The following is an 11,825-nucleotide window of genomic DNA, read 5'->3' as shown; positions in this document are numbered from 1 at the left end:
AATATATTATGAAGAAACTCATTAAACCTCTCTGCTTGTTGACCGGTCTGCTTTGTGCCCCGGCTGTTTTGCTTCATGCCCAAGTAGATGAAAAGTTGAAAGCCGACATCGTCAGCACGGGCTACGTGCACAGTCCGTTGCCGCTCGACGAGACAAAGGCTTTCGAGACATTCGGCTTGAAAAAGAAAGTGTTGGAAACTGTGATGCTGTGTGATATGGAGGATTTCTCCAAATGGTCGCACAAGGGCATCGGTAAGATTGGTTTGACTGACGAACGGAGCAAGTCCGGCAAGTACAGCCTGCGCCTGGAAGCGCCCGCCCATCCGGAAAAGATTCTCGGCTGGGGGTTGGGACGCGGTACTTGCATGGCCTCTTATGATATAGGAGGTGTGAACTGGGAAGGTTACAACCGCCTGAAGTTCTATATCTATCCCACGTGCGAAGGAGCACGCAGCATCTACCTCAACCTTTATGTGGAGAATGACGGAGAAATAAAAGTACCCGACATTTACGGTCGGGAAGGCTACCACGAAATCAATCTGAAAAATAACCAATGGAACGAATGCTTCGTCGAGATGTCTGGACTGGCGCGCGACAAGGTAACCAAGATTTCATTTGCCATCGAAGTGTTCGGCAAAGAACGTACTATGGGCGACTTCCTTCGCTTCGATGTAGATGCCGTGGAACTTCAGAAGGTGGAGAACCCGGAAACCGTAAAAGGCTGGATGCCTGCACAGAACCGCATTATCTTCTCTACTACCGGTTATAGTATAGAGAGCCCCAAAAGCGCCATTGTCAATGTGGAAAAGCACGGCGGACAGTTCCAGTTGAAGGATGCCGCTACGCAGGCCATCGTTTATACCGGTCCTGTTCGTAAGGAAAAGACCGGCCTGGGAGAGTTCGAGACGATAGACTTCTCGGACTTCAAGACACAAGGCCGTTACGTCATTCAGGTAGGGGATGTCACCACCTTGCCTTTCTATATCCATCAGGATGTGTGGGAGGATTCTGCCTGGCGTATGGTGAACTTCCTGTTCTGCGAGCGTTGCGGTTATCCCGTTCCCGGAAAGCACGGGGCTTGTCATAATGACTTGCATGCCACTTACAACGGACATATTATTCCTATAAACGGAGGATGGCACGATGCTGCCGACATGTCCCAACAGACCTTACAGACGGGAGAAATAGCCTATTCCTTGCTCTTGATGGCCGAACGCGCCAAAGAAAAAGGCAATGTCGACTTGTACAACCGCCTGATGGAAGAGGCTTTGTGGGGAATGGACTATGTGATGAAGACCCGGCTGGGCGATGGTTACCGTGCACAGACATGGGGTACCAATCTATGGACTGACGGTGAGGTAGGCACCGACGACGATGCCGGCCGCCGTGAACTGCTTGTCCATAACGGAGCTTTGGAAAACTTCCTGCTTGCAGGAATTGAAGCGTATGCCTCCATGATGGTTGAGAAGGATGAAGCCCTCAGGAGCAATCTGAAAAAGATTGCAAAGGAAGACTTCGGTTATGCCATGAAACGCTTTAATGAGTTGGGCTTTGCCGAACTGATAAAGAAGGGTGGGGGACATGCCGCCATGGCATCCGAAAGCCAGTATCACGCCAATATTTCATGGGCAGCCAGCATGCTCTACAAGCTGACCGGCGAACAGCAGTATGCCGATGAGGCCGTGAAGGCTATCCGCTACACCTTGCAGTGCCAGCGCACCGAACCGCTGAAAGACAAAGACAAGACCTGCGGCTTCTTCTACCGTGATTTGGCCAGGAAGTCCATTGTACACTATACCCACCAGTCCCGCGACTATGCCTATATGGAAGCCCTTGCCGCCCTTTGCGAGACACAGTCCGGCCATGCCGAGTATGAGCAGTGGATTCGTGCCATGAAACTCTATGGCGGTTATCTGAAGAATATCATGAAGTATGTATATCCTTATGGAATGGTGCCCAGTGGCATCTATCACAAAGATGAAGTGAAGGATTCCGCCAACTTCTACGCCGTTCAGGTAGGGATTCGCAGCGGTGCCGATAAGGATTTCGAGGAACAGCTCGAAAACGGTATCCGTCTGGATAAAGAGCATTATTTGCGCATATTCCCCGTCTGGTTCTCGTTTAAGGGAAATATTGCCGTACATTTGTCTACCGGTAAAGCTGCCGCTATCTGTGCCAGGGTACTGAAGGACAAGGAACTGAAAGACATTGCAGAACAGCAGCTCTTCTGGGTTGTAGGCCGGAATCCTTTCGGGCAGTCCATGATTTATGGGGAAGGCAGCAACTATCCGCAGCTCTACACGGCATTGCCCGGAGAAACGGTGGGAGAGATACCCGTAGGCATGCAGTCCTATTTCAATGAGGACGCGCCCTATTGGCCACAGTTCAATACGGCTACTTATAAAGAGGTGTGGGGCTCTTCGGCAGCCAGATGGCTGATGTTGGTTTCTGAATTCTAAAGCAAGATGATATGAGTGACAAGACTGTTTATTCACGGCGCAACCTGGCCATCGACATGCTGAGGGCATTGACCATGTTCATCATGATTTTCGTCAATGACTTCTGGAAAGTGCATGACGTACCCCATTGGCTGGAACATGCCGTCTATGGTGAGGATTTTATGGGACTGGCGGATATTGTATTCCCCTGCTTTTTGTTTGCAGTGGGAATGTCCATACCTTACGCCATTGAGCGCAGATATGCCAAGGGCTTCTCGGCAGAGTCCACCTTGGGGCATATCCTTTCCCGCACCTTTGCCTTGCTGGTGATGGGGGCGTTTATAACGAACTCGGAGTTCCGGCTTTTACCGGAAGCTCCCTATCCGATAGGAGTATACTGGTTCCTGATGGCCATAGGCTTTATCGGTGTGTGGAACCAATATCCGAAACCGGCTTCCGGCACTCAGAAGAACCTTTTCCGTGCTTTTAAAATAATCGGAGTATTGGTTCTCCTTTACCTTGCCTTCACGTTCCGCAATCCGCAGGGAGGTGTATTCGGTGCCTATTGGGGAATATTGGGCTCCATCGGCTGGACCTATCTGGTATGTGCCGTAATCTATATCTTCAGCCGTGACCGGTTGCAGTATCTGCTGCCTGCCTGGGGTGCCTTTATCCTGATATGCCTGCTGGGTACGCCTTTGCGCGAGGGCTTTGGCGGTGAGGCTATCCTTGCCTTTCCCGAACGCAACTTCTATCAGGGCATGTTGTCCATCCTGCATATCGGCAACGGGGCTTTGCCCGCATTTACAATGGGAGGTGTCATCCTTTCCATTCTCAGCGCCCGCTATGCCGGCAAGGGTGACGGCTGGAAACTCCGCAATGGGCTGACGGTTGCCGTTCTGCTTCTGCTGGTCGGAATTGGGACACACCATTTCTGGATTGTGGCCAAGATGGGTGGCACTCCTCCCTGGGTGTTCTATGTGACTGCCATTTCCGTGGGGCTCTACACACTGCTCAGCTATCTGGTCAGCCATCAGGTCACAGGTTGGTTCAACCTGATACGCCCTGCCGGAACGGCTACGCTGACCACTTATCTGGTGCCTTATGTCTTCTATGGCTTTGCTGATGTGACCGGTGTTGTCCTGCCGGACTGGTTCACACATGGATTCATGGGGCTGGTCAACTGCCTTTGTTTTGCCTTTGTGGTAATCGGCGTTACGTGGGTGATGGAAAAACTGCATGTTAAACTTAAAATTTAGATAGAATGAAAAAGAGCTTTTTACCTGCATTCTTGCTGCTGTTCCTTGCGCTGGGCATGTTCTCGTGCCAGCAGGGAGCTAAGGAAACAACCAAGGAATATCCCATGTTCTGGACGTGGCTGGACTATCGTCCCGGCATGAACTTCGACTCCATCTGCCAAGTGATGAACGACATCGGCATGGATGGAATTATGCTGAATGCGCCGACTCCCGACGATTACCGGGCTGCCATACCGGTTGCCCATAAACACGGAATCGAAGTGTATGCCTGGTTATGGACCATGAATCTGGAACACGACCGTGACAAGATATTGAAGGAGCATCCCGAATGGTTCAGCGTGAATCGTAACGGCAAGAGCCTGGCAGACACTACCGCCTATGTAGGCTATTACAAGTTTCTCTGCCCGGCATTGCCCGAAGTCCGCGAGTTCATCAAGGAAAAAATCAAGGCCTACTGCGAAGTGGAAGGCTTGAATGGCATTGCCATCGACTATCATCGTTTTGTGGATGTGGTGCTTCCCACCACCTTGTGGCCCCATTATGGCATTGTGCAGGACCGTGAATACGCTGCGTGGGATTACGGTTACCATCCGGAAATGCTCAGGTTGTTCAAGGAGCAGTACGGTTATGACCCCCGCGAGCAGGAAGACCCTTCCCTCGATGTGAAGTGGCGCCAGTTCCGTTGCGACCAGATAACCGAAGTGGCCAATATGATTGCCGAAGTGGTGCACTCCTACGGCAAGACAATGGCTGCCTCCCCGTTCCCCACCCCGAAGATGGCTTCACGCATGGTGCGCCAGGACTGGGGCAAATGGAATCTCGACATCGTGTTCCCGATGGTTTACCATACCTTCTATACGGGCGATGCCAGCTTCATTTCCGACTGTACGGTTGAGAATGTACGCGACAAGAACGATATGACTACACTGTACTGCGGCATGACCGCCACCGACGGCCCGATGATGTTCGAATGCATGGATGCCGCTCTCAACAACGGCGCCCAGGGAATTGCCGTATTTACCATTCATGGACTGCGTTCTCCGGAGGTGAAGAGGCAGTTCAAGGCTTATACGGACAGTGTCAGAGCCGTGCGTGCCGCCAATGGCGGGGTGATAAAGGCTACCCATCCCGAAGTGGCGGATCCCGACCCCTTCAAGCATGAAGGCATTATGAAGCTGATGCAGGAACGCATGCAGCAAATCATAGCCAAGGCTGCCGGCAAGGAAGAGCCGGCTCTGCTGGCATTGGGCGAGTACAAGGAGGTGGATTCCTATGACGCGACACGCTGCTACCAAGTGGTGGATGAGAATAGCAAGACTACTTTTGACGTGACATTCTATCTTTACGGCGACGTTGTTTCCGGTTGGGATGTAGCAGTAGCAGACAAGGCTTCTACTAATAAGAAATGAAAGGACGTTTTATGATAGTGAGAGATTACGGGAGCAAACTCCTTCTGCTCTTGGTGTTTTCAATGGTAGGCATGGTTTGTTGCAATGCCCAGAGTGGAAAGAGCTTGTCCGTAAAGAAAGTAATGTGTACGGCTTCACCGGAAGGTGAGGCTGTGCCGTCCTTGCTGGACGAGAACGGGATAGAGTTTCAGCCCCTTGATGTGGTCAACTGGAAAGATTATCCCTACAAGCCGGAAGTGAGTTTCCGCATAGCCCATACGGGGCGCGAAATCCTGCTTCACTACAAAGTGAAGGAAGCCAGTGTGCGTGCAGTGGCCTCCGGAGACAATGGCCGGGTATGGGAAGATGCTTGTGTGGAATTCTTCGTATCTCCCGAAGGTGACGACCGCTATTACAATTTCGAATGTAACTGCGCCGGCAGGCTGCTGATTCAGGGAGGTGCAGTCAATGAGCGCCGTCCTACGGCGAGTCAGGAGGTGCTGGGCATGGTGAAACGTTGGAGCTCGTTGGCCGGCGAACCTTTCGAGGAACGTTTGGGCGAGTGCAGCTGGGAACTGGTCATGGTTATTCCCGTTTCCGCTTTCTTCCAGCATTCCGTCGGTTCTCTGGACGGAAAAACAATGAAAGGGAATTTCTACAAGTGTGGTGACAAACTCCAGACTCCCCACTTCCTTTCTTGGAGTCCTATCGGGCTGGAACGCCCCATGTTCCACTGTCCGGCCTTTTTCGGCACCTTGTCTTTTGAATAAATCTTTAGGGTGTTCTGGTGGAATCATTTGCCGTTAGCATTACTTATTGGATTGACAATTGCGGAATTATGTGTTTTTTTATACCTTTGCACTTCCTAAATTGTAAATGCATATATGATTACCGCAGAACAACTGAAAGATATCAAAGAACGTACCGAGGCGTTGAACCGCTATCTGGACATTGAAGGAAAGAAGATACAGGTGGAAGAAGAGCAGCTCCGCACCCAGGCTCCCGGTTTCTGGGACGACCAGAAGGCTGCCGAGGCTCAGATGAAGAAAGTGAAAGGCTTGCAGCAATGGATTTCCGGCTACAATGAGGTAAAGACCTTGACTGACGAGGTACAACTGGCTTTCGACTTTTACAAAGACGAACTGGTGACTGAAGAGGAAGTGGACGATGCCTATGCCAAGGCAATCACTGCTGTCGAGGCCCTCGAACTCAAGAATATGCTTCGCGAGGAAGCCGATCAGATGGACTGTGTGCTGAAAATTAACTCTGGTGCCGGTGGTACGGAGAGCCAGGACTGGGCAAGCATGCTGATGCGTATGTATCTGCGCTATGCCGAGACTCACGGCTATAAGGCCACCATCGCCAACCTGCAGGAAGGAGACGAGGCAGGTATCAAGACTTGTACCATCGAGATTTCCGGTGATTATGCCTACGGCTACTTGAAAGGTGAGAACGGTGTACACCGCTTGGTGCGTGTTTCGCCCTACAATGCCCAGGGCAAGCGTATGACTTCTTTTGCATCCGTGTTTGTCACTCCCTTGGTAGATGATACCATCGAGGTGAACATCGAACCTGCCCGCATGTCATGGGATACCTTCCGAAGTGGTGGCGCCGGTGGACAGAACGTCAATAAGGTAGAGTCCGGTGTCCGTCTGCGCTATCAGTATAAGGATCCATATACGGGCGAAGAGGAAGAAATCCTGATTGAAAATACCGAGACACGAGACCAGCCCAAGAACCGCGAGAACGCTCTCCGTCTTCTCCGTTCCATGCTTTACGACAAGGAACTCCAACACCGCATGGCCGAGCAGGCAAAGGTGGAAGCCGGTAAGAAGAAAATCGAATGGGGTAGCCAGATTCGTAGCTACGTCTTCGACGACCGCCGCGTGAAGGACCACCGTACCAACTTCCAGACCAGTGATGTGAATGGTGTGATGGATGGAAAGATAGACGGCTTTATCAAAGCTTACCTGATGGAGTTTGCAGGAAGTGGCGAATAAATTTTCTCCCTTTCATTTGCATTCTTCCCGAATTTCTTCTTACTTTGTTCATCGTTGAACTTTAAACTATAAAACACACCATGGGAAAAAGTAAAAAGAAAGCAATGCACAGCCAGAAGGAAGAGCAACAAGCCAAGAAAGTGATGATGACGATGGGAGTAATAGCCATTGTATTGGTCATCGCCATGTTTGTGGCTTACTCTTACTGGGGCTGATAAAATCACTGGAAACGACATGCCGCAGGAGATAGAACGGAAATTCCTCGTGACGGGAGAATACAAGCCACAAGCGTATGCACACAGCCGTATCGTACAAGGATACATCAGCAGTGTACGTGGACGGACAGTACGGGTGCGCATCCGCGATGAACGGGGATTTCTCACCATCAAGGGTGCATCCAATGAATCGGGAACCAGCCGCTACGAGTGGGAAAAGGAAATTCCGCTGTGCGAAGCGCGGGAATTGCTGAAGCTGTGCGAACCGGGTGTCATCGACAAGACCCGTTACCTGGTGCGCAGCGGACAGCACGTCTTTGAGGTGGATGAATTCTATGGCGAGAATGAGGGACTGACTGTGGCCGAGGTGGAACTCTCCTCGGAAGACGAGCCTTTCGTGAAACCTGCATTCATCGGACGGGAGGTGACGGGAGATGTCCGCTACTATAACTCGCAACTGATGAAACACCCTTTCACCACATGGTAGCAAACCAATTGTATGCCGTACTTGTTTAATCGTCATGGAGAAACTTTACGACTACCTGCCAAGAGAACTGGTCACCTTCCTTTTGGTCACTGTATTCTCTTTACTCATCGGGCTTTCACAGCGTAAAATCAGCTTGAAGCGCGAAGGGGAAACTACGCTTTTCGGTACCGACCGCACCTTCACTTTTATAGGCATTCTGGGCTATCTGCTCTATATCCTCGACCCTACGGGCTATCGTCTGTTCATGGGAGGAGGAGCCATTCTGGGACTGCTGCTCGGACTGAACTATTATGTGAAGCAGTCACAGTACCATGTGTTCGGAGTAACCACCATCATTATTGCACTCATCACCTACTGCATTGCTCCCATTGTGGCCACGCAGCCGTCGTGGTTCTACGTCATGGTCATAGTGACCGTCCTGCTCTTCACCGAGCTGAAACACACCTTCACGGAACTGGCCCAGCGCATGAAGAACGACGAGATGATTACGCTTGCCAAGTTCCTTGCCATCAGCGGCATTATCCTGCCGATGCTGCCCAATGAGAACCTTATTCCCGGCATCAACCTGACGCCATACAGTATTTGGCTGGCCACGGTGGTTGTATCGGGCATTTCCTACCTTTCTTATCTGTTGAAGCGCTACGTCTTCCATGAGTCGGGCATTCTGGTTTCGGGCATCGTGGGAGGCTTGTACAGCAGCACGGCTACCATTTCCGTACTGGCGCGAAAGAGCCGTAAGGCTTCTGTGCAGGATGCTCCCGAATATGTGGCGGCCATGTTGTTGGCGGTCAGTATGATGTTCCTCCGTTTCTTGATATTGATAGGTATTTTCAGCCGGGAGACGCTACTGACCATTTATCCCTACCTGCTGATAATGTCGGTGGTAACGGCAGCCGTGGCATGGTATCTGCATTCCAAGCGGAAACGGGTGGACGACGGCACGCAGACCACGGAGGACGAGGACAGCAGTAATCCGTTGGAGTTCAAGGTAGCGCTGATTTTTGCCATGCTGTTTGTGGTGTTCACTATCTTGACCCACTATACGCTGGTGTATGCCGGCACGGGTGGACTGAACTTGCTCTCTTTCATTTCGGGGTTCAGTGACATTACTCCTTTCATCCTGAACCTGCTTCAAGGAACGGGCAGTGTGGCGGTGCTGGTGATTACGGCTTGTAGCATGCAGGCTATTGTCAGCAATATAGCGGTAAACATGTGCTACGCGTTATTCTTTGCCGGTGGAAAAAGCCCTTTGCGGCCGTGGATATTGGGGGGATTCGGCTCTGTTATTGCCGCAAATATCTGTCTGTTACTTTTCTTCTATTTTCTCTAAATTGCTTTCTTTTTGCTTTTTTAACTCCGAAAGTCTCGTAAATGCATGAAAAAGGGGCTATTTTTGCCGAATTCATTGTGACAAAACTCGAACGGGAAACGTCTAATACCAAGACAATAAACATGAATAGTCACTAAATATAAAAACGCAATGAGAACAAAATGGACTGTGCTGCTATGGATGCTGATGATTTCGGGACTGCTTGCAGCGCAAAACACGGCAAACACTTCTTTCCAGGTTAAAGGAATTTTGCTCGACTCACTCACCCAGGAGGGTGAACCTTATGCTACCATTAAAATCGTGAAGAAAGAGGCCCCTGCAAAGGCGCTGAAAATGCTGGTAACGGACATGAAAGGCCAGTTCCAGGAGAAAGTACCCGGTACGGGCAACTTCGTGATGACCATCACTTCCGTGGGACGTACTCCCATCGTGAAGGACTTTTCTGTGAAGGCAGGGGAGAAGCTGGTGGACTTCGGCACGCTGTATATCGTAGATGCCTCCAATGAGCTGGGGCAGGTGGAAATAGTGGCACAGAAGCCTCTGGTGAAGGCAGATATTGACAAGATAGAGTACAATGTGCAGGATGACCCTGACGCCCAGTCGAACTCCGTGCTGGAAATGCTTCGCAAGGTACCGTTGGTAACGGTGGATGGCGAGGACAATATTCAGGTGAACGGGAGTAGCAGCTTTAAGGTATATGTCAACGGAAAGCCCAACAACATGATGAGCAACAACCCGACGGAAGTGCTGAAAAGTATGCCTGCAAACAGTATCAAGCATATTGAAGTGATAACCAATCCCGGCCCCAAGTATGACGCCGAGGGTGTGGGCGGTATTCTGAACATCGTCACCGTGGGCAGCGGACTCGAAGGCTATACGGCTACGTTCAGTGCCAACGTCAGCAACCGCGGTGCAGGCGGCGGGGCATTCGGTACCATAAAGAGCGGAAAGCTGACCGTCAGCGCCCGCTACAATTACAATTACAACGACCAGCCCCGCAACTACAGCAGTGGCAGCCAGCACGTGACACCGGAAGCTGTTACGGAGAATTCTTCCAATCTGGACTATGACGGCAGCAACAAGGGACACGGTTCTTTCCAGTCGGGCAGCATGGAGGCCAGCTACGAAATAGATACATTACGCTTGGTTACCATGTCTTTCGGACTTTGGGGCGGTGGGAATAAGAGTAACGGCTCTACGGACTACATCGCCACCTTTCCAGAGAACATAAACGCTGCTCCCATTTACAGTTATTCTGCCTTTAACCGCAGCAAGTCTTCCTGGTATTCTATCGACGGAGGTATCGACTACCAGCGTCTGTTCAAGGTCAAGGACCGCATGCTGACGTTCTCCTACAAGATAAACACCCGTCCGCAAACGTCGGATTCCTATACGGAATATGAAATAGACAATGGCTATAACCCCGATTGGGCAGACTATCTGAACCGTTTGAAGAACCAGCATAACGACGGTGAGCAGAATACCACGGAGCATACGTTCCAGGCCGACTATACCACGCCTATCGGCAAGCTGCATACATTGGAGGCAGGTGCCAAGTACATTCTGCGCAACAACTCCTCCGAAGACGACCGTTTTGATGCGGACGATACCGGAAAGTATGAATACAACAAGGACCAGAGCTCACACTACAAGCATTTGAACGATATTATCGCCGCCTATCTGGGATATGGACTGAAGGTGAAGAGACTTTCGGGCCGTTTGGGATTACGCTACGAGCATACCATCCAAGATGTGAAGTATCTGGTGGGCCGCGGTGAGGATTTCACAAAGAACTTTGACGACGTAGTGCCTTCCGCTTCCATCGGCTACAAGCTGACGGATATGTCCAATCTGCGTTTAGGATACAACATGCGTATCTATCGTCCGGGAATCTGGTCTCTGAATCCTTATCTGAATGATACGGACCCCTCCTACATCAGCCAGGGTAATCCGGAGCTGGACAGCGAGAAGAGCCATGCTTTCAACTTGAGTTACAGTAACTTCACACAGAAGTTCAACATCAATATCTCGGCCCGTTACTCGTTTACCAACAACAGTATTGAGAATGTGACAAGGCTCATGCCCGATACGGAGATTGAGGGATTGAAGAATCCCACGGGCAAGGATGTGCTTTATTCTACCTATGCCAACATTGGCAAGACCCGTTATGCCAGTGTGAACGGCTACGTCAACTGGAATGCCACTCCACGTACACGTATCTACATGAACATGAGCGGCAATTACTCTTATCTGGAGGGCAGTGAAGGCATGCGTAACGATGGCTGGAGCCTCTTTGCCTACGGCGGTGCACAGCAGACGCTGCCCCATGACTGGCGCATCAGTCTGAATGTCTTCGGACAGACGCCGTGGATTATGCTGCAAGGTAAGGGCAGCAGCTTCTTTGATTATGGCTTGAGCGTCAACAAGTCCTTCCTGGACAAGCGCCTCACCTTGTCTGCCTTTGCCAGCAACTTCTTCAAGAAGTATATGGACCAAAGCTCCACCACCGAAGGCAGCGGTTTTATACGGGAAAGCAATTATAAGTACAGCCGCCAACGCTTCGGCATAAGCGTCAGCTACCGTATCGGTGAGTTGAAGGCAAGCGTGAAAAAGGCTGCGCGCACTATCAGCAATGATGATGTGAAGAGCGGTGGCAGTGGTTCCGGTGGCGGCGGTGAATAGGTTGTAAATACATCCCCTTCTGAAAC

The 11,825-nt window shown here is 50.9% G+C and carries 9 protein-coding genes; all 9 read left to right on the top strand.

Annotated elements, in window-relative coordinates; all coding sequences use genetic code 11:
• Positions 1 to 8 precede the first annotated feature (8 nt).
• The 9 genes from DW039_RS07030 to DW039_RS06995 all read left to right on the top strand — a co-directional run bounded on the left by DW039_RS07030 (position 9) and on the right by DW039_RS06995 (position 11,799).
• The gene (locus tag DW039_RS07030) at positions 9 to 2,459 is read left to right on the top strand and encodes a glycoside hydrolase family 9 protein (RefSeq protein ID WP_005834585.1); all 2,451 of its coding nucleotides are present in this window, start codon (positions 9 to 11) and stop codon (positions 2,457 to 2,459) included.
• Positions 2,460 to 2,470: 11 nt separating this feature from the next.
• A complete protein-coding gene (locus DW039_RS07025; protein WP_057097756.1) occupies positions 2,471 to 3,697 on the top strand; it encodes a DUF5009 domain-containing protein in 1,227 nt (408 codons plus the stop codon).
• A 5-nt stretch (positions 3,698 to 3,702) separates the two neighbouring features.
• Complete coding sequence (locus DW039_RS07020; protein ID WP_120381827.1) at positions 3,703 to 5,106, top strand: family 10 glycosylhydrolase; 1,404 nt, start codon at positions 3,703 to 3,705, stop codon at positions 5,104 to 5,106.
• Positions 5,103 to 5,855, top strand: coding sequence for a carbohydrate-binding family 9-like protein (locus DW039_RS07015; protein WP_022402138.1), 753 nt, complete (start codon positions 5,103 to 5,105; stop codon positions 5,853 to 5,855). The genes DW039_RS07020 and DW039_RS07015 overlap by 4 nt, the downstream gene beginning before the upstream one ends.
• A 114-nt stretch (positions 5,856 to 5,969) precedes the next feature.
• Entirely contained in the window at positions 5,970 to 7,085 is a 1,116-nt protein-coding gene (gene prfB, locus DW039_RS07010; RefSeq protein ID WP_005830350.1) for a peptide chain release factor 2, read from the top strand.
• A gap of 80 nt (positions 7,086 to 7,165) precedes the next feature.
• A complete protein-coding gene (locus DW039_RS21425; protein ID WP_005830349.1) occupies positions 7,166 to 7,300 on the top strand; it encodes a hypothetical protein in 135 nt (44 codons plus the stop codon).
• A 19-nt stretch (positions 7,301 to 7,319) separates the two neighbouring features.
• Positions 7,320 to 7,787, top strand: a complete 468-nt coding sequence (locus DW039_RS07005) for a CYTH domain-containing protein (protein WP_005830347.1) — start codon at positions 7,320 to 7,322, stop codon at positions 7,785 to 7,787.
• Between the two features lie 34 nt (positions 7,788 to 7,821).
• Positions 7,822 to 9,117: a DUF4010 domain-containing protein gene (locus DW039_RS07000; protein WP_022402137.1), complete on the top strand. Its 1,296-nt coding sequence runs from the start codon at positions 7,822 to 7,824 to the stop codon at positions 9,115 to 9,117.
• A 150-nt stretch (positions 9,118 to 9,267) separates the two neighbouring features.
• Complete coding sequence (locus tag DW039_RS06995; protein ID WP_117922851.1) at positions 9,268 to 11,799, top strand: TonB-dependent receptor domain-containing protein; 2,532 nt, start codon at positions 9,268 to 9,270, stop codon at positions 11,797 to 11,799.
• The last annotated feature ends 26 nt before the right edge of the window (positions 11,800 to 11,825 follow it).

The sequence above is a fragment of the Bacteroides sp. AF39-16AC genome, from assembly GCF_003602735.1.
In the GTDB taxonomy this organism is placed as follows: domain Bacteria; phylum Bacteroidota; class Bacteroidia; order Bacteroidales; family Bacteroidaceae; genus Bacteroides; species Bacteroides uniformis.
Note: the sequence above shows the minus strand (reverse complement) of the source record. Positions and strands in the feature narration are given on the sequence as shown.